18 protein-coding genes, 1 other RNA gene and 1 pseudogene are annotated in these 18,801 nt (G+C 39.9%); 10 read left to right on the top strand and 10 right to left on the bottom strand.

Going from position 1 to position 18,801, the window contains the following annotated elements; all coding sequences use genetic code 11:
• Positions 1-667 precede the first annotated feature (667 nt).
• A pseudogene (locus ACFINW_RS05520) lies at positions 668-1,025 on the top strand (helix-turn-helix domain-containing protein).
• A gap of 344 nt (positions 1,026-1,369) precedes the next feature.
• Here the strand turns inward: ACFINW_RS05520 and ACFINW_RS05525 are convergent.
• The 3 genes from ACFINW_RS05525 to ssrS form a co-directional block, all read right to left on the bottom strand.
• On the bottom strand, positions 1,370-2,191 hold the full coding sequence (locus ACFINW_RS05525; RefSeq protein ID WP_375630057.1) for a TIGR00282 family metallophosphoesterase: 822 nt from the start codon (positions 2,189-2,191) through the stop codon (positions 1,370-1,372).
• 18 nt (positions 2,192-2,209) lie between these two features.
• Positions 2,210-2,815, bottom strand: a complete 606-nt coding sequence (locus tag ACFINW_RS05530; RefSeq protein ID WP_375673958.1) for a 5-formyltetrahydrofolate cyclo-ligase — start codon at positions 2,813-2,815, stop codon at positions 2,210-2,212.
• A gap of 342 nt (positions 2,816-3,157) precedes the next feature.
• Positions 3,158-3,318, bottom strand: a non-coding RNA gene (ssrS, locus tag ACFINW_RS05535) — 6S RNA.
• 170 nt (positions 3,319-3,488) lie between these two features.
• Here ssrS and ACFINW_RS05540 point away from each other — a divergent pair.
• Positions 3,489-3,656, top strand: a complete 168-nt coding sequence (locus tag ACFINW_RS05540; RefSeq protein ID WP_375673925.1) for a hypothetical protein — start codon at positions 3,489-3,491, stop codon at positions 3,654-3,656.
• Positions 3,657-4,408: 752 nt separating this feature from the next.
• Here ACFINW_RS05540 and ACFINW_RS05545 read toward each other — a convergent pair.
• Both ACFINW_RS05545 and ykgO read right to left on the bottom strand, forming a co-directional pair.
• Complete coding sequence (locus ACFINW_RS05545; RefSeq protein WP_375673927.1) at positions 4,409-5,194, bottom strand: tetratricopeptide repeat protein; 786 nt, start codon at positions 5,192-5,194, stop codon at positions 4,409-4,411.
• A gap of 157 nt (positions 5,195-5,351) precedes the next feature.
• Positions 5,352-5,477 (bottom strand): type B 50S ribosomal protein L36, encoded by a 126-nt coding sequence (gene ykgO, locus ACFINW_RS05550; protein WP_004863016.1) that lies wholly within the window; start codon positions 5,475-5,477, stop codon positions 5,352-5,354.
• Between the two features lie 618 nt (positions 5,478-6,095).
• Here ykgO and ACFINW_RS05555 point away from each other — a divergent pair.
• On the top strand, positions 6,096-6,266 hold the full coding sequence (locus tag ACFINW_RS05555; RefSeq protein ID WP_375673929.1) for a hypothetical protein: 171 nt from the start codon (positions 6,096-6,098) through the stop codon (positions 6,264-6,266).
• Between the two features lie 148 nt (positions 6,267-6,414).
• Here ACFINW_RS05555 and ACFINW_RS05560 read toward each other — a convergent pair whose 3' ends face one another.
• From ACFINW_RS05560 to purE, 3 genes are all read right to left on the bottom strand, one after another.
• Complete coding sequence (locus tag ACFINW_RS05560) at positions 6,415-6,588, bottom strand: hypothetical protein (RefSeq protein WP_375621480.1); 174 nt, start codon at positions 6,586-6,588, stop codon at positions 6,415-6,417.
• 1,631 nt (positions 6,589-8,219) lie between these two features.
• Positions 8,220-9,455, bottom strand: coding sequence for a 5-(carboxyamino)imidazole ribonucleotide synthase (locus tag ACFINW_RS05565; protein ID WP_375673931.1), 1,236 nt, complete (start codon positions 9,453-9,455; stop codon positions 8,220-8,222).
• Between the two features lies 1 nt (position 9,456).
• The gene (purE, locus tag ACFINW_RS05570) at positions 9,457-9,954 is read right to left on the bottom strand and encodes a 5-(carboxyamino)imidazole ribonucleotide mutase (protein ID WP_375610656.1); all 498 of its coding nucleotides are present in this window, start codon (positions 9,952-9,954) and stop codon (positions 9,457-9,459) included.
• Positions 9,955-10,775: 821 nt separating this feature from the next.
• On the opposite strand from purE, the gene ACFINW_RS05575 reads away from it, so the two are divergent.
• The 3 genes from ACFINW_RS05575 to ACFINW_RS05585 all read left to right on the top strand — a co-directional run bounded on the left by ACFINW_RS05575 (position 10,776) and on the right by ACFINW_RS05585 (position 13,189).
• Positions 10,776-10,928 (top strand): DUF5993 family protein, encoded by a 153-nt coding sequence (locus tag ACFINW_RS05575; RefSeq protein WP_273790835.1) that lies wholly within the window; start codon positions 10,776-10,778, stop codon positions 10,926-10,928.
• Between the two features lie 10 nt (positions 10,929-10,938).
• Entirely contained in the window at positions 10,939-11,520 is a 582-nt protein-coding gene (locus tag ACFINW_RS05580) for a disulfide bond formation protein B (protein WP_375613594.1), read from the top strand.
• A 1,471-nt stretch (positions 11,521-12,991) separates the two neighbouring features.
• Positions 12,992-13,189, top strand: coding sequence for a hypothetical protein (locus tag ACFINW_RS05585; RefSeq protein WP_375673933.1), 198 nt, complete (start codon positions 12,992-12,994; stop codon positions 13,187-13,189).
• 275 nt (positions 13,190-13,464) lie between these two features.
• Here the strand turns inward: ACFINW_RS05585 and ACFINW_RS05590 are convergent, their stop codons facing one another.
• Together ACFINW_RS05590 and ACFINW_RS05595 are read right to left on the bottom strand one after the other, a co-directional pair.
• The gene (locus ACFINW_RS05590; protein WP_375673935.1) at positions 13,465-13,830 is read right to left on the bottom strand and encodes a helix-turn-helix domain-containing protein; all 366 of its coding nucleotides are present in this window, start codon (positions 13,828-13,830) and stop codon (positions 13,465-13,467) included.
• Between the two features lie 739 nt (positions 13,831-14,569).
• Positions 14,570-14,941 (bottom strand): helix-turn-helix domain-containing protein, encoded by a 372-nt coding sequence (locus ACFINW_RS05595; protein WP_375636930.1) that lies wholly within the window; start codon positions 14,939-14,941, stop codon positions 14,570-14,572.
• A gap of 957 nt (positions 14,942-15,898) precedes the next feature.
• On the opposite strand from ACFINW_RS05595, the gene ACFINW_RS05600 reads away from it, so the two are divergent.
• The 4 genes from ACFINW_RS05600 (at position 15,899) to yacG (ending at position 18,384) form a co-directional block, all read left to right on the top strand.
• Complete coding sequence (locus ACFINW_RS05600) at positions 15,899-16,039, top strand: hypothetical protein (RefSeq protein WP_375673937.1); 141 nt, start codon at positions 15,899-15,901, stop codon at positions 16,037-16,039.
• 864 nt (positions 16,040-16,903) lie between these two features.
• The gene (gene infA, locus ACFINW_RS05605; protein ID WP_004857577.1) at positions 16,904-17,122 is read left to right on the top strand and encodes a translation initiation factor IF-1; all 219 of its coding nucleotides are present in this window, start codon (positions 16,904-16,906) and stop codon (positions 17,120-17,122) included.
• A gap of 242 nt (positions 17,123-17,364) precedes the next feature.
• Positions 17,365-18,078: a Maf family nucleotide pyrophosphatase gene (locus tag ACFINW_RS05610; RefSeq protein ID WP_375611669.1), complete on the top strand. Its 714-nt coding sequence runs from the start codon at positions 17,365-17,367 to the stop codon at positions 18,076-18,078.
• A 21-nt stretch (positions 18,079-18,099) separates the two neighbouring features.
• Positions 18,100-18,384, top strand: coding sequence for a DNA gyrase inhibitor YacG (gene yacG, locus ACFINW_RS05615; protein ID WP_375611670.1), 285 nt, complete (start codon positions 18,100-18,102; stop codon positions 18,382-18,384).
• Positions 18,385-18,801 lie beyond the last annotated feature (417 nt).

Below are 18,801 nucleotides of genomic sequence, written 5' to 3' on the forward strand. Positions count from 1 at the left end.
TAATGCGTGGGGTGTTCAACATAATACGTAGAATATTGGCTGTGATAGTTAAAAGGTTGCTTTACGCAATCTTCCTTATTTTATTATTCATTCGTAAACCAGTTTTTGCCTTCTTAAACTTCTTTGCTGGTGGCTTGGCTTTATTCCTATTTTTCTTTTTTGGGGATACACAGCGAGAGTTGCACCCTATGAACACCAAACAGCAATGGTCATTGGTGGTATCATCATGATATTTCTTTGCTTGTTTGCTCATGATGCCTATGAACGGTTTTTACTACGTCTAGCATTTCCTGATTATGATCTTATACTTATTTCAATAAATAGAGCTCACTTCGTTCATACATAATTTAATCAAAAATGAGAGGTTATCTGCCTCTTATAAAAATACAAATAAAGACTGTTTTAAATTTTATTGCTAATTTCATGAAATTGCTTTATACCTTAAAGGGTAACTTTGGTCGTATACGCAACGACCAAGAGGGATTCAAAACCCCTAAAGTTCAGTACATAAGATTAGCCTACTCTTGTGGGTATCCCAGGATTCCGGGAGTTTTTGCCATGTCCAGGTGCGATGAGCACTAAAAGCAAAAAAAGCTGACTGAACTCAGTACTTTCAGACTCTCGGAATACGCATAAGAGGCGCTCGCAACCGGTAGGGGAGCTTGACGTGCAAACTAAAAATCCACACTTTAACGATATTTCGATAGGCAGAAAAATTCGCTTTAAAAGAACAATGCTGGGAATGTCGCAAAAGAAATTAGGTAGCCAGTTAGGGGCGACTTTTCAACAAATCCAAAAATATGAAAAAGGCTCTAATCGTATAGGGGGCGGGGCGTTTACAGGAAATTGCTGATATTCTCAATGTTCCCATTTCTTTTTTCTACTCCGATCTCTCAACAAAAGAAAATGCCTTGTATTGCTGTGATGAAGGGATCGCAAGTAAAGAAGAGCACATTCTTTTGAAAAGTTTTAGAGAGCTCAAACCTAAAAAGCAGAAAGCAATTTTAAGATTAAATTTTCGTTAGAATCAAAAAAAGATTAAAGAGGCTCTTGCTAAATAATAAATTATTATATAAAGCTTTTTCTAGAGAAGGGGGTTAACATTTCTCCTCCCCCCCCCCCCCGCAGAAATGTCCAAATAAAACCTCCTTCTCATCGTTTTAAAAATCACGAAAAATTTTATCCTTTATCTTTTATCCTTTTAAAAAGAGTGACTTATTTGTGCTAGAAAAGTTGCTGTATTAGGCAAATTGGAGGGCGGGGTGTTTTTAGTAGGGATTTGGGAAGGGCTGGAAAAGTCGTCTTGCCAAATAGAGTTCTCAAAAGAAAATCTTGGAAAGAAACTATCAAAGGGGTGGCTTAAAAGAAGCTACCAAAAATCCGGAACTTCAGGCTTTAAATGAGGACCAATCCGTACCGCCGAGACCTTTTCTGCTAAACCGGTGCGATCTGAAATCTCAACCGCTAAACCACAAAGGGTGGCAGGACCACATGCCGGTTCAAAACGATCTTGCTTCGTCTTATAAAGAAAACGGTGTAAGGGTTCTTCTTTATCCATTCCAAGAGATGAATTATAATCTCCACACATGCCTGCATCTGTTAAATAGGCGCTCCCACCTTCTAAGATCTGCGCGTCAGCCGTGGGAATATGCGTATGTGTGCCAACGATAACACTCACACGACCATCAAGAAAATGGCCAAAACATTGCTTCTCGCTTGTCGTTTCTGCGTGAAAGTCAAAAATAATCGTATCGGCTTGCTCCATCAACGAACAGGCAAGCAGAATATTTTCCGCTGTTTCAAATGGATCTTCTACTTTACACGGCATAAAAACGTTGCCCAACAGATTGGCGACAAGAACACGGGCGCCATTTTTTGCCGTAAAAACACCAGAACCTTTTCCAGGAGTTTCTTTCGAAAAATTGGCAGGGCGTAAAAAACGATCACTCTCATGGGCATACTGCAATGCTTCTTTGTGAGAAAAAGCATGATTACCTGTGGTGACAACATCAACACCGGTCATCAAAAGATCTTGATACGTTTCTTGTGTGAGACCAAAACCACCAGAGGCATTTTCACCATTTACCACAACAAAATCAAGCTGCCATTTCTCAATCAGTTGAGGAAGGTGTTCAAAAACAGCTTTACAGCCTGTGCTACCAACAATGTCACCTAAAAATAAAAAACGCATAGGCGCTTTAATCACATTTTAACATTTTAAGAAACCTTTTTCTGTAAAAATTCCTTGTACCTGTAGATCATATTCTGTCGGAGGAATAGAGGAAACCTCCTGACATGAAAATCCTATGCCCCATAATATCATTTGATGCCCTTGTTTTTCAAGAGCTGCAACAGCACGGTCATAGTATCCTCCTCCATAGCCAAGACGGTGACATTGACGATCAAATGCAGAAAGCGGAACAATAATATTATTGGGGGCAACAACGTCATTGTCTGCACTCGGACCAAAGGTGCCAAAACGCATGGGCTCTAAAATTGTGCTGGGCGAAAATGCACGGAAAATCATGGTGGTGGAATCAAGAACTGCTGGTAAGGCTAAATGCCCACCGCGTAACGCTACAGCATTCAGTAAAGGACGCGGGTCAATTTCCGATTTAATGGGCCAATAGCCTGCTAAAATGAGGCGTGAAAAATCGGTTCCCTTCTTTTCAAGGTATTCAATAAAGTGGCAACAAGCACGCTGCGAAAAGAGTGCACGCTCTTCTGTTAAAAGAGCATCACGACGCGATAAACCGCTTTTGCGTTGCTGTGTGCGAAGGGATGAAGCAGATTCATAGAGGGGATTTTGTGTCATTGTCTCGTTAATTGTTTTATAAGATGCTGGTATTTTATCCATTGTTGGCGTTTTGTAAATCTCTGTATGGACAAGAGCTGTGCTCATGAAAAAAAAGCATGAAAAAAAGTGTGTGCTCTTTAGGGGGTATTTTGGTGCAACAAGCCGCTTTTGCGTTGCTTGCGTGCGAAGGGGTGAAGCAGATTCACAGAGGGGATTATTTGTAAGTGCTGTCTGTTTTATAAAATAAAGCCTATCGTAATTTTTATTTCTTGAAAAGAGAGTATCGTCATTGGTCTTATGTAAAAGGACGCTCTCAATTTTAGCTGGAAAAATTTGATGTAAAAAAGTTATATAAATAAAGGGTGATCCACAACAGCCGATGGAAAAAGCTGATCCCAGGAACCTATACAAATAGGTGGGCGCCATATGAAAAAGCCCACGGGCTTGATCAGGGACAGCTCCCTTGGAGATCATTAAGGTCTCAGGAATACGTTATTTCCTGTCGAGAAGCGCAGAACACCCTCCTTAATATAAAACAATTTCAGAGCTTCTGCTAGAGATAAAATAACTTCGCTCTCTTCTTTTTCATAAAGTATTTCAGGAGAGATTGATGATATTGTCGGTGGTTGCTCGAAATGGCTGTATGATGGATGGCTTATTCAAAGTAAAAAATATGAGTGGGGGTGGGTGATTGAGTGACGTAGAACGGTTTATTGGCAATGGCTTGATTAGCTCTTTTGGGACAGTGCTTGATTTTTATGTTTCGGGGGTAATGCTTGGAGGAGTTTTGAAAGGAATATTTCTTATTCAAGGATGTTGGTTGAATTGGTGTTGCACCTTTGAAGTTTTTGCTTTGTGAAGCCATATTTCAGGGCTGTTTTATCAACTTTGAGGGGTGGAGGAGAGCCGATACGGTATGTGCTGCTATATGGTTGAAGCTCATAAATAAAAAACAGACGGTGATAGTTTATTAGAGGCGCTAAGCGATGTTTTAAGCTTTTTTCAAAAAGTATTTTTTGAGGATCGTGTTTACAATTTTTTTTATCCATGATGGAAGGTGTGAAAAGAAGAAACGGCTGAAGAGGACTTAGGCGTGAAGCCCGTATGCTTGCTATGAGAAGAAATTCTGTAAGGGGCATATTGGCAGTGTTTGGAAGATGCCTTCAATACAAAAAAGGTCCAAATTCAAAAAAAGGCACTGTCAATTGTGTGGGGGGGGGTGATGGTGTGGTTATAAGCAGGGGCAGTTTATTGAGTGGAATGTGAAACAGGTTTTTGCCGTCTTATCTAGGTTTGAAAGGATGCCGTAAAGTGTCTTGTTCTTGAATGGTTTTAAAGAGCTTGGGGTGATTGTTCGTCTAACAGAGCTTGCACGCGCTTTTGAATTCTGCGCATTTGTGGAGTGTAATCCAATGCTGTTTCATCAATCTTAAGAGCCAAGTTTTGGACGCTCTGTTGCTTCCATGGTAATGGCTAAGTTTCAAAAAAAGACACTGTCAATTGGGGGGGGTGGTTATAAGCAGGGGCAGTTTATTGAGTGGAATGTGTAGCGGGCTTGCGTCTTATCTAGATTTGAAAGGATGTCGTAAAGTGTCTTATTCTTGAATGGTTTTAAAGAGCTTGGGGTGATTGTTCGTCTAATAGAGCTTGCACGCGCTTTTGAATCCTGCGCATTTGTGGATAGTAATCCAATGCTGTTTCATAAGCTTTAAGAGCAAGTTTTGGACGCTCCGTTGCTTCCATGACAACGCCAAGTTCAAAAAAAGCACTATAATTGCGCGGCTCAAGTTCAAGAGCATGGTTGAGATCAAGCAGGGCAAGTTTGAAATCGTTCAGCTGAATGTGAATCCAAGCACGCCTTATCCAAGCTTCAGCATGAGTAGGTAAAAGTGCAAGAGCATTGTCAATATAATCAAGCGCAAGTCCATAATCGTCGCTGTTGAGTGCATTTTCAGCCCATGACATTAAAAGATCAATCGTCTCACTCCCCGATTGGGACCATAAATGTTGAAGTTGTTGACTGATCTTTTTCGCTTTAGCAACATCAGCACAATATTTCAATTCTTTGAGTAAACGTGAAATTTCTGCTTCTTTGCGCTGCTTAACTCTGTCAACATGGGAAAGCTGCTCTTTGTCAAGATCTTCAAGAATAACCGCCGAGGAATCAGAATCGGAGGGCGTTGAGGAAGGGGGAGGAGAATTGGGAATAAGATCATCTAACGGTAAAAGCGATTGTGGAGAAGGCCGATCTTCAGGAAGAGAAGGAGGATTTTGCCCATAGCTCGAGGGAACAAAACAAAAAACGCCAACAAAAAAAAGAAAAAACGCGCGCTGAAAAATACAGAAAAAACGCAGCTGAAAAAATCGAAAGGCTTTTAAAAAAATAGAAGAATCCATAAAAACAAGCCCCCAAAAGATAAATCACCAAATATTATCAAATACTAGACTTGTAATCAACGGACTTATAACCAAAAAAACGCAAGAAAATTTTTTTAAGCCTACAATTAAAGTAGGCATAAAAACATTGATCCTAAAGAAATTAGTCCTAAAAGAATTAGCCCTGACGTGCTCTAAAACGTGGGTTCGTTTTATTAAGAATATAAACACGACCCTTACGACGCACCAAACGATTGTTACGGTGGCGCTCTTTTAGTGCTTTAAGCGAATTTTTAATTTTCATCATATTCACCGTTTAAATAGTTTACGTAACACAATACTATAATACAATATTAAAACACGAAAATACAATATTACAACCCCAATAGACTGCTTACTCTATGAGCATTGCATTGCGATATCGTACTTGCATGATAACATCACACGATACACTTTTTCACTGTGATCACAAAAAGAAAAGCGCACTCTTAAGGTACGCATTAACCACTTCATTAGCACAACGATAAGTGAAAATTGCAAAAAAGTAGGAGAGATTTAACAAGAAGTCTTATTCTTGTCAAGGGTATATCCCTTACAAATTCCTTAGGGTGTGTTAAGGGTTGGCCTTGAAGGTAAAAATTTTCTCGTAAAAAAAGGACACAAAAAAGCACAAAGAGTGGAAAAAAGTAAAAGCCTTGTCAGCTTTAAACAAATAAGCTCTGTTAGGGAGTGTTGCAAGAACAGGAGCGCTGTTGAGCCGTTGGATTGTTGAAGTGGTGTGGTTTTTGTCGTTAAGGGCAAAGGGGGACTTCTTAAAACGCAAGAGGCTTGTTTGTTGCGGGCTCGTGAAGCCCTGTCAGGTGCGTGCGCCGGCTGAAATGCTTGAAGTGGGGGGAAGAGGGGACGCCGTTGGATTGTTGAAGTGGTGTGGGTTTTTGTCGTTAAGGGCAAAGGGGGACTTCTTAAAACGCAAGATGCTTGTTTGTGGGGGCTCGTGAAGCCCTGTCAGGTGCGTGCGCCGGCTGAAATGCTTGAAGTGGGGGAAGAGGGGGAGCCGTTGGAATTGTTTCTTGTATTGGCTGTACGCACATAATATCATGCCTATAGTTTCAAACGTCCCCTTATGAAAAATCTTATACCCTCAATATGGGTCATCAATAACTGGTAATCACATTAAATACGTCTAGAAATATGAAAATAAGGATTATGGTATTTTAATACCACGTTTTTCACGACTTTTTTTATTTATTAATTTCTTTATTACATTTTTGAATTGCTAAGTTTAGTCCTGTAAGCGCTTTACGGTACAGTTTTCGATATTTAATGGTAGAATAAACAAGCCAAACGGATAATGTTATTATTGCACAACCGACAATGATCCCTAGAATGCGCCCTAATATTATAGCTTCAATCATTTTTCTCTCCTTATTATATTTTGATTAGCAACCGCTTCGTCTAGTTGTTTCATTACTTTTTTCAGTTTCTTCTTTACTATGATCCGTAGCACCAAAGAGATTGGTATCGAACCGTACAGAATTAATGCGCATAACAGCCCGATTGCAGTTGCTACATTCATCTGAGGTTTATCCGTACTGCCTAATATCTGAGAGGAAAATGTATAAACAGACGCTTATAAAGATTATGAATATAAATTCTCTCAGTGAAACAACACCAGCCTTTAATGTTTCCTTAACTTCTTTTTGGATATCGAGGACTAAGTCCCATTGAGAAGATGTATCATTTTGTTCTTTTGGTGATGCATTTGATAGGTTTGGTTTTGTCATGTTGATATTCTTTTGTTTCTTGAAGGTTTTGTCTTTTGATAAAGCGAATAACTCAGTTTCTCAGACTATTTTTATGAAATGAAAAAAGATTTCTGTACTTGTTATAATTATAATACGAATGACTTGCTACGTCTGTAGCGCATCTTCCCTTTATTATTATGAGGCATGTACAATTTTTCGTGCCGCTGTATAAAAGATTCGTTTTGTGAGTACAATTATATTTTATCACTAAACTATAGGCGAAGAGGCATTTAATATTGAAGTGTTTAGCCGGTTGAGTTTACTTAAGAAAAGCTTGATTGTTGACAGATCGGCACAGAAATCTTCGTCCTTGAGCGCGGTTAGGCGCTCAAATTTGAATAACGTAATTTTATAGGGGAAAGAACGAAGGCGATAGACATAACGAAGGTGACAAATATTACAGATATTAAAGTGAGTGATATTTTAAACGGTTGTTGTTTTAGAGTGTAAGCTAAATTTACGGTTTTCTTTCGGTGTGTAGTGTATGTACATCTGTTATTTTAAGCTTTATTGCGAAATGAAATAAGGAGAGACGCTGCAAGCTCTAGAAAATACGACACAGGTAATATCGCCTTATGAGGGGAGAGAGGATATTTCTATGATGGATAAGCTTAGTACTGTAATTATATCTTTGACATGAAACTCAAGGCGTGGTGCGGAGCGGCGCTTGGCACTTTTGTGAAAGAATGAACACAAGAAGGGAGACTAGAGGCAATGAGAACGCATTGTTAGAATGCTCTCTATAGGCCGCAAGAGGTAAGTTTATCCTCTAAAGGTTGCAATTAAAGGCCTAAAGATTGGCATTAAAAGAAAAATGAAGGGGCTGCGTATGTTATAGGGGAATATTTATGCTGTGGGAGGTGGAGGGGTAGTGAAGTTGGGGGCTGGTGGATTATTTTTAGCCGGGGGATATTTTTGAGAAAAGGAAGGGGAGAAGAGCTAGGGGGTGGAGTTGAAGGGTTGGGAGCGCTTGTTGTGCTGCTTGGATATTGGTGTGGAGTGAAGCTTTGTTTTTGAGGGCGGATGAGATGTTCGTGTAGGATGAAGCGGTTTGGAGGGGGAAGAGGTGATGTTTTTAAGAGAGAAGGAGCTTGTAGGAGGGCTTCACGCCCTTTCAGGGGAGAATTAAAAGGTTAGGGGGGGGCGCTTTTGAAGCCGATGGATATCGGTGTGGGGGGAGAGGTTGTTTTTTCAGTTCATTTAGGGGAAAAGTGTGAAAAAGTATTTGTATATATGTGGGCTTAAGATTTGTTGGCTGGTCCCAGTAATTGGATGATATGCCCCATTTTGCGGTTGGGGTGAACAGTGCTTTTGCCATATAAATGGATCGAGGTGCGCTCTTGCTTCAGAAAATATTTTAACGTGCTAAAATTGTTACCAAGAAGATTGGTCATTTGGCAATCGCTATGGCGATAGGGACTGCCTAAGGGAAGTCCGCAAATAGCACGGATATGCTGTTCAAATTGTGAAGTTATGCATGCCTTTTGTGTCCAATGACCAGAATTATGGACACGCGGTGCTAATTCATTCACTAAAAGATGACCATTCGTTAAGACAAAAAATTCAATGCAAAGAACACCAACATAATTGAGGGCATCCATAACTGTTAAGCTGATTTCTTGAGCTGCTTTTTGCACCTCAGGTGGAATATGTGATGGAACAAAGGATTTATGAAGAATACCATTTTTGTGTTGATTTTCAGGGCAGTCATAAAAAATATGTTCTCCTTGTTTTGTACGTGCCGAAAGAACCGAAATTTCCGATAAAAAAGGAACTATTTCTTCCAAAATACAAGGCTGTTCCTGAAAAGTCCTTAAGGCTTCGTCAAGGGTTTGTTCATCTGGGTGATCAAGCTTGATCTGGTTTTTTCCGTCATAACCAAAACGACGCGTCTTTAAAAGACCACGTCCGCCTAAGGTATCAAGAGCGGAAAGAAGAGAAGAAGAATTGTCAACAGCGTGCCATAACGCGGTGCCAATCCCTTGATCACGCAAAAATTGCTTCTCAAAAAGTCGATCTTGCGTGATCTTTAATGCTTTGGAAGAAGGATAAACAGGCTTACTCTTTTCTACATATTGAACCGTTTGAAGCGAAAGATTTTCAAATTCATAGCTGACAACATCACACTGAGAAATAAAATGATCTAAAGCTGATATATCGTCATAGGCGGAAACAATATGGTTGTTTGCTGTTTGAGCGGCTGGGCAATCGGCTTCAGGGCAAAAAATAACGGTTCGAAATCCTAATTCTGCGGCCGCTATGGCGAGCATCCGTGCTAATTGTCCCCCCCCGATTAAACCAATGACGCTGCCTGGAGGTAACATGGTGAAGGGAGTGGTGTTGGATGAGGTGGTGTTGGCTGAGGTGGTGTTGGACGAGGTGGTGTTGGCTGAGGTGGTGTTGGACGAGGTGGTGTTGGATGAGGTGGTGTTGGAGGGAGTGGTGTTGGCTGAGGGGGGGGTGGAAAACGGTGCCATTTTAAACCTCCGTTACAGGCGTTTGGGCGACATTGGCTGTTTGTTGTTGACGCCAATCTTCTAATCGTTGGGCGAGATCATGGTCATAAACGGCCATAACGGCTGCGGCTAAAAGGGCTGCATTAATTGCGCCTGCTTTGCCAATTGCTAATGTGCCGACGGGTATCCCTGCTGGCATTTGCACGATTGAAAGCAAAGAATCTTGACCAGAAAGAGAGTGAGAATGCACTGGAACGCCAAAAACAGGAAGAGGAGTAAGGGCTGCTAACATACCTGGAAGATGCGCTGCACCCCCCGCACCGGCAATTAAAACTTTAAACCCTGCTTCTTTTGCTTCTTTGGCAAATTGATAAAGGCGTTCAGGAGTTCGGTGTGCTGAGACAATATGCGAACTATGAGAAATACCAAGATTCGTCAAAATATCTGCACTATGGCACATCGTTTGCCAATCCGATTGGCTCCCCATTAAAATCGCCACATCACATGATTTTTTCATCATTCTCTATCCTTTTCAAAGGTTCAATGCGATTCTTTATCATTATTTTTTTTAAAGTTTTATATTCTTTTTGCAAAGCCAATTGATGACAGAGAAACAGTTATTTTTCAAATAAGGCGGAAAGCTAAAAATTTAAAGGGGATCTCGAGAGATGAAAAACTAAAGTATTGAAGGCATGAAGCACTTCTTGTGAGCGGGGAGGGTAATGTCACGGGGTGGCGTGGGACCCATGAGGCTGTTGAGCTTGCGGTATTGTCTTTTATTTAAGATAAGAGGGAAAAGTGTATTGGGGAAAAGCCATTGATTATAAGTTTTTTTTTAAAAATGTCTTATTTTTTATTTGCTAAAATAAACAAGATCACCATATGATATAAAATCTGTTGCAATTTGAAACATTGCTTATGAGAAAAAGAGATTTTTATGTCAAAAATGTGTTGCAAAATGAGGATATTCTTTTGAGAAAAAAAGAGATGTATATCTCTCGATTTCAAAGCCTATTTATTTTGTTGTTCAAGTGATTCTTTTGTGAGTGGGGGATATAATCTTTATAGGGGATATAATCTTTATAATTGTCGATATATCTTTAACAATGGCTGATATAAGGGGAAGCGAATAATCAACGCTTTTGTGCTTTTAACGCTTTTGTTGAGATGTGCTTCTGAGCGATTATATCGTTTTTTCACTTAAATATAATGGCAATATCAATCGCGAGTGACGAATTGTGAATAATAAATCCATGGTCTCTTTTTTGCCCAATTTTGTAATATGGTGAACGCTGAAATAAATAAGAGTTAAACAACGGATGTAAAGGAGATTTAAAAGCTATGTTTCTTCCATTTTTAATCGCTTTAGGTACTGCAGTAACGACTATGTGTGGTAAAAAAAATATAAGTTATGCTTTGTGGGCAATTTTATTCGTTGTCATTCTTCTCACTTTCAATCATCACGCAACTTCTACTTTAAATTTATCTTTTTGAGAGAATAGCCATGGAACATGTTGAACAAAAAAATCCTCACTTCGTCATCTTTATGAATACGCTAGGACTCTTTGGGTTATCTATTGTCTTGGTGGTGGCTTTTTATTATCAATTGGTAAAGTTTGAGTTACCTTGTCCCCTTTGTTTGCTGCAGCGCGTTGGATTGATGCTGGCAGGTTGTGGGTTCTTGCTCAATATTCACCATAAGGTGAAAAATACCCATTATGGTATGGTTATTCTTGGTTGTATGGTAACCAGTGCTGTGGCAGCACGGCAAGTGTTTTTGCATATCACACCCGATGATTTAGGATATGGTTCAACGTTCTTTGGATTGCATTTTTATACTTGGGCTTTCATTATTTCTGTCCTTTGTATCTTTGCTGTCTCATTTGTCATGATTTTAGGCGAATTGGCACACAAGTTCAAAGAATTTTCTCCTTTTCCAGTCTTGAGTAAAGCGGCAAGTTTCTTATTTGTGTTTTTGATTGCGGCAAATTTGATTTCTACCATACTGGAATGTGGTGGTGGACAGTGTGCCGATGATCCTGTAAGGTATGAATTGTTATCAAATTGGTTCCCTTCACAGTCTTGAAATTTTTTAATAATCCCTCATCATAATTTTTATTGTTAAAGAGGCGGAAATATTTAAGAATCCGCTTCTTTTTTATTTATTGGGAAGACATTTTAGCAAGATTGTTCGATAATCTGATCTTTTATACCAACGCTGGCTTTTATGAGCGCTGGCGATTGATATTTTTTTAGCGAAGACTTGTACTGTGAACCTTTTATGCTGTCTTTTGAGAGAAATGAAGGGATTGATTGGCTTGGAGGCGTTTGTAGAGAAGCCCCGGACTTTTGAGCCGCGTGGGTTAAGAAGCCTCGTTTTTTAAAGGTGCATTAACGATAAAAATTTTTTGTTCTTGATTTTTCTTAACATTGTGTTAAATTGATCTTTGTATTCATTTTGGTGCTTCTAAAGCGTTTTTATTGCTTCTAGAGGGATTAATTTAAAATTTTGAAAGTTATGTGAATAATTTTCTGCAGAGGTTTGTTTATTAGAGGCAAACCTTTTTTTTTATCTAAGTTTTAGATGTTTTCTTTCAGTGTGAAGCCTTTTTTTAGAAAAAGGTAAGCGTCTTGATGATGACTCTCTTCTTTATTAATATATTGATTTATAATAATAAATAACCATTTTTTAACGTGAAGCGCGTTGCTGAATATAATAAAATTTCTCATCACCAGTTCTCTCATATTAAATCAATTAAAATTACTTGGCTTATACATCATAAGTGGTGGGGCGTGCATGTGGGTCAAAACTGTACAAGAAAGGCATGCCTTTAATGAATTATCTCTTGAACCGAAGGCTGTCTGCAACATTGGGAGCTGGCAGAGTTTTGTGATGATGCCGGCCTTGTTCTTCCATAAGCGTAAACGTGTTTTTCCATACGCGTAAAGATAGGGGAGGGCTGAATGGATTTTATACACTTCATGGGGGCTTTAACCATTCCTTTACGGGCGGCGTTTTGCAAAATGGGTGTGATGAGCGTTGAGAGATCTTTCTTTAAAACAAGCGCGTGAATATGCAACACAAGTCTATTCCTTTTGGTGCGTTTTGTATTACGAAAAAAATTGATTTATAAGAAGGAGTTATCGTTGTGGATGTTGAACAAGAAAAACGAAAAGCTTCTCTCATTTCAAACTTTCTTATAGTCAATTAATTAAATGTGCTCTTCTACGTTACAAAAAAGCACTGGGTGTAAATAAAAATTCTTTTAAAAGTCGTAAAATGCTTCTTATGCACCCTTTTGATCGCTAGAATTTTTCGAAAAATTTTATGCTGGTTAATACAAATAATAGGGCGGTTTATATCTATGATTTAAGTGAAAATAGGGGGATTTAGATGAAAAGGGAGGCGAGATTTTAATGACAGTTGTTGAAAACGTTATTGTGTAATGCATTTTTTGCAGATTTTCTGCTTTCTGTAAATACGTAAAAGCGTAAAAACGGAAATGTGCAAAAAAGGAAGCTGGGACTTTATGCGTGGTGTATGATTTTATCATGGCATGGAATGTGGAGAGAAGATTGGGGGGGATGAAGAGGCGGGGGTGTTGAGGAGAGAGGGGGTTGGGGGTGAAGAGTTTATGAAGGGAGGGGGGAGTTGGGATGAAGAGGTGGGGGTGTTGAGGAGAGAGGGTGTGGGGAAAGTTGTTTTTGAAGTGGGATTGACCGGTGCTTTGCGTGATCTTACTTTAGGGTGGTGAAGGGGCAAGAATATTTTAAAATAGGAGGTATCTGTCGCGTTTGATGCAACATTATCCTTTGTGGTGTCGTGATCTGAAATCAGCAGGGGAATTGGCTAGAGTAAGAAGCTGTATTGTTGACAAACCTATGTTTACAAAGTGGTGCGGGGGGAATTTGAAAGTTTCATTTGGCTGCTTTCTGTAAATGTGGAGAAGCATCAAACCGTTGATCCGTAAAATAAAAACGTATATCCGTAAAATGATGCGGAGGATTTATGCTTTGTGTGCTCTTTTGCTTAATCAGAAATCAACCATAAGATTGCTTTTTGTTTTTTCGGCTGGAGCTCTCTAAAATTTTTCAAAAGGGAATGTTCTTTTTCGCTGTATGTTTCTTGATCATAGTGTGCGGTATGTGTTGAAAGATTTTCTTTTGTGGCAATATCTGCATAAAAAAAGCTTATGGGAACATCCAGTTTTTGGGCGATTTTGAGTAAACACCCTGCGCTTACACGATTTAAGCCTTTTTCATATTTTTGGATTTGTTGGAAACTGACACCTAAATAGCTTCCTAATTCTTTTTGCGAAAGGCTCATTGAAATGCGTCTGTGGCGGATTCTTTTACCTATCAAAATGTCGATAAAATTTGGATTTTTAGTTGGCACTTCAAGCCCCCCCCCCTCCGGTTGCGAGCGCCCTCGCATTGGTATTCCGGGAGTCTAAAAGTACTGAACCCTAGTCAGCTTTTTTGCTTTTAGTGCTCATCGCACCTGGACATAGCAAAAACTCCCGGAATTCCGGGATACCCACAAGAGTGGGTTCAATTGTACGCTAGGGTTTAGGGCTTTTAGTTCCCTGTTGATCGTTGCGTGGACGATCAAAATTACACTTTAAGTGATAAAGTAATTTCAGAAGATTGGCAAGAAAAATCAAAATAATCTCAAAGACTATAAGATTGGATACTTTTTAAAAAAGTGCGAAATATGGATTATAAATTGCGCTTTTGCCTATCAGAATGTCGATAAAATTTGGATTTTTGGTTTGCACTTCAAGCCCCCCTCCGGTTGCGAGCGCCCTCGCATTGGTATTCCGGGAGGTTGGATTCACTGAACTTAAACAGTCTCTTGTTTTTAGTGCTTAAAGCACTTGGACATAACAAAAGCCCCCGGAATTTCCGGGATAGCCATAATTGTTTATGTGTTAAGTTTTAAGGAATCCAACTCCTTATTGACCGCTGCGTAGACGACCAAAAAACACAGGCCAATTCATAAAGTAATTTCAGGAGATTGGCAAGAAAAATCAATATCCCATAAAATGGCGTGATTTGGAGGGGTATGGAGTGCTGGTTTGAATTTGACTTAAGGGGGTATATGAATGGAATAATATTAATTGTTACTCTTTTGCTTAATCAGAAATCAGCCACAAGATTGCTTTTTGTTTTTTCGGCTGGAGCTCTCTAAAATTTTTCAAAAGAGTGTGTTCTTTTTCGCTGTATGTTTCTTGATTGTGGTGTAAGAGAGTGTCTTTTGTGGGAAGATTTTCTTTTGTGGCAATGTCTGCATAAAAAAAGCTTATGGGAACTTCCAGTTTTTGGGCGATTTTGAGTAAACACCCTGCGCTTACACGATTAAAGCCTTTTTCATATTTTTGGATTTGTTGGAAACTGACACCTAAATAGTTTCCTAATTCTTTTTGGGAAAGTCCCATGGCAATTCTTCTTTGACGAATTCTTTTGCCTATCAGAATGTCGATAAAATTTGGATTTTTGGTTTGCACTTCAAGCTCCCCTCCGGTTGCGAGCGCCCTCGCATTGGTATTCCGGGAGTCAAAAATACTGAACCTAAATCAGCTTTTTGCTTTTAGTGCTCATCGCACCTGGACATAGCAAAAACTCCCGGAATTCCGGGATACCCACAAAAGTGGGATAAATTCATGTTTTAGGTTTCGGGTTTTTGATCCCCTATTGATCGTTGCGTAGACGACCAAAATTACAGTATTCATTTATAAGGCAATTTCAGAAAATTGGCAAGAGAAATCAAAATAATCTCAAAGACTATAAGATTGGGTACTTTTTAAAAAAGTGCGAAATATGGATTATAAATCGCGTCTTTTGCTTAATCAGAATGTCGATAAAATTTGGATTTTTAGTTTGCACTTCAAGCCCCCCTCCGGTTGCGAGCGCCCTCGCATTGGTATTCCGAGAGTCAAAATACTGAGCTCTAGTCAGTTTTTTTGCTTTTAGTGCGGAAACGCACCTGGACATGGCAAAAACTCTCGGAATTCCGGGACACTCACAAGAGTGGGCTCATTTTACGCTAGAGCTTAGGGTTTTTGAATCCCTCTTGATCGCTGCGTAGACGATCAAAATATCTTTTAAGTGATAAAGTAATTTCAGAAGATTGGCAAATGAAAATAGTTTTTATTTATAAACTTTATTTTTTAATGAGAGGCTTTCCGCCTCTCAAACTCTCCGGAACGCTCACCAAAATCATGAGATCAGACCCGCGTTTAATGAGGGGACTAACAATCCTAGGTTCTTAAGGTCAAGGAGACCATTACATGGCGCCTAACGGCGTCCTTGACCCCCAGAACTTAACGGCTTGTTTTGTCCCTCTCACGCGGCTCCGAAATCATGATTAGAAGGGGAGCTTAAAAACGTATATTCGTGAAAAAGGAGTAGAGGATTTGTGCATTGTGTATGCTTTTGGCATGGCATGGAATGTGGTGAGATAAATGGGGGAAAGAGTTTTTGTGAATGGAGTGGTAAGCTGGGATGAAGCCTGCCGGGAGATTGAAGGGAGAAGAGAGTGTGGGGGCGGAATAGGAATGAACAGACTAGAGGGGGAAGAGGCGGTGGTGCGAAGGGATGCGTAAAGGATGGTGTGAGGAGATAGCGCTTTGTTTTTATGGTACTTGATGAAGTGGTGTCATTTGAGGGGAATCTGAAGTCCGTGGGTGGGTGATCTGAAGTGTGCTTGGGGAGATTGGCTAGGCAAGAAGCTGGGGTAATACTATTGTTTATAGAGTGGTGCGGTGTGGAAGTTTCATTTGGCTTTATTCTGTAAATATGTAAAAGCGTAAAAACGGAAATGTGCAAAAAAGGAAAAGGCTTTATGTCGTTAGAGGCGTTGTGGTTAATGATACGCAATGTATAGGGATCGTGTTTTCGAAGGTAGGAAGAACAACATAAATGGAAGGAGTGGCTTAGAGGAAGCGTGTGAAGAGAGAGAAAATGGGGAAGGCTGTATGGGAAATGCGTAGAGTATGAAGTGTGGGGCAGTGAAGCATGTTGTGAATGGTGTGTGAAGAATGGAGAAGGTTTTTGAGAAAAGGAAGGGCTTCTGGCGTGGGGGGAGTGGTGTTTATCTGAAGGGCACATGTTTAAGGTGTGGAAGGTGAGGAAAAGTTGGAGAGAGGATGATTGTTCGTAAGTTGTGGAGGGATTAGTCAGAGGTGTTGGGAAAATGCTTTAGGGGAAAAAATTAGCGTAATTTCTTGTCACACTGAAACCAAAATCATCATAAAAATTGAAGGAAATTAGCGGGTAAAATTGGTGGAAAAAAAGTTTTGATTCTTAAGGTGTGGGATGACGTTTTTTGAGAGCATGGAAGAGTAAACTTGAAAAACCTTTCCCTTTTTGTGGAATTTTTATTCACAAACTTAAGAAAATAGGGTATGAACGCTGGAAATAACGCGCAGCTTAACAAAATATGTGCACTGTAAAGGAAATGTTTGTTTATGTCAAAAGAAGAAGTTTTAGAATTTTCTGGTATCGTTACTGAACTCTTACCTAACGCGATGTTTCGTGTGAAACTGGAAAATGATCATGAAATTATTGCCCATACCGCTGGTAGAATGCGGAAAAATCGTATACGGGTGTTGGCCGGTGATAAAATCATGGTGGAAATGACACCTTATGATTTGACAAAAGGGCGTATTACATATCGCTATAAGTAGCCTCGTGGGTGGCTTGCACTTTTTTCTAAAAGCTATCATATTATTTCTATTATTTTTTAACAGTTTTTTAGTTTGCTTTTCATGAGTGAAAAAAGGGGAGTGTTTGAAGAGCCTTGAAAAACTGTAAAATCGATGCGGAAAAAGGATAAGGAGATCAATAGCGCTTAAAAGGGAGGCTAAAGGGGCGCTTAAAAGGGGGCGCTAAAGGGGGTGAGAGGGAAGTCAATTGTGAAGGGGTGGAAATGAGAAATATAAGAGAGTGGGGGGAAAAACGTTTGGCAGATACTCTTACAGAAGAAATTCATTTGGTGCTTGCCTCCGCTTCGCCAAGGCGTTTAGCGCTCTTGGCACAAATAGGGATTGATCCCCAGCAGGTTTATGCAAGCGATATTGATGAAACGCCAAAATTAAAAGAACATCCTGCAAACCTTGCCAAACGTTTGGCAAAAGAAAAAGCACTGAAAGCCCAAAAAATTTTGCGCTGGTACAGTCAGAATGGTCAAGACGAGTTGCAGAATGGTCAAGAAAAATTACCTGGACAGAAAATGATTATCTTGGCGGCTGATACGGTGGTGGCTGTTGGGCGGACCATTTTCCCCAAACCAGAAAGCGAGGATGAGGCTTATGAATGTTTACGATACCTTTCTGGGCGTTCGCATAAGGTCTATGGTGCCATTTGTGCGCTCAATGAACGTGGAAAAATAACCGTAAAATTGGTTGAAAGTCGTGTTCGCTTTAGACGCTTAACCTCTGCCATGATGAAGGCTTACCTTGCTTCAGGAGAATGGCAAGGGAAAGCAGGTGGCTACGCTATCCAAGGAAAAGCAGGGGCTTTTGTTGTCCATATCACGGGTTCTTATTCTAATGTTGTGGGATTGCCTTTGGCTGAAACAGCCGATCTCTTGACCGCTTATCACTATCCACTTTTCACTCACTGGGCTGAACAAACGCATTAGAAAAACTTTAAGGTAAGATCAATGCAAGGTGAAAAGCAACAAAAAGAGAAAAGCAAAAATGAAAAAAAAGCAACAGAAGAAAAGTTAATGAAGAAGCCAATGACAAAGGTGTGCCAAGAACAAAAAGAGCTAAATTTGCAAAAAGAGACCCGTCCTCCGCATCCTTGTCCTATTTGTGGTCAGATGTCACAAAAATCTTCTTATCCTTTTTGTTCCACACGGTGCCGAGCTATTGATCTTAATCGTTGGCTTTCAGGCTCTTATATTTTACCACCCCCACCACAAGTAAGTGATGAAGAAGAATAAAGAGTTCTCTTGAGAAAGAACGCTAAAGCGTTTTTTGTGTGGAAACTGAAGGGGAGGCGCGCGGGATTATCGTAAATGTATTTAAGAGCTGGATTAACGGCTTGCTTATTATCGTCATTCGCAAAGACGCAGATTAAGTTCAATCAACGATGGAAGTTTTAATACATATCTAAGACTTATCCCCAAAGGTTTTGTTTACCATGGATAATTATAAATTGCTTTGTTGCATGAAGGTCGATGGTGCTTTGTTGCGTGAAAGCTGTTGGTGCCTTTAGGGCGTGAGGAAAAATTGGTCATCTAATCAGTATTGCTAACAAAAAAGAGGGGTGCGTGTTTTTGTGCAAAGAGACGGGGTAACAAAAAATCGCTTGTTGGTGCTTTGTTGCGTGAAAGCTGTTGGTGCCTTTAGGGCGTGAG

The sequence above is a fragment of the Bartonella sp. AA18HLJMS genome (assembly GCF_042197245.1).
Taxonomy (GTDB): domain Bacteria; phylum Pseudomonadota; class Alphaproteobacteria; order Rhizobiales; family Rhizobiaceae; genus Bartonella.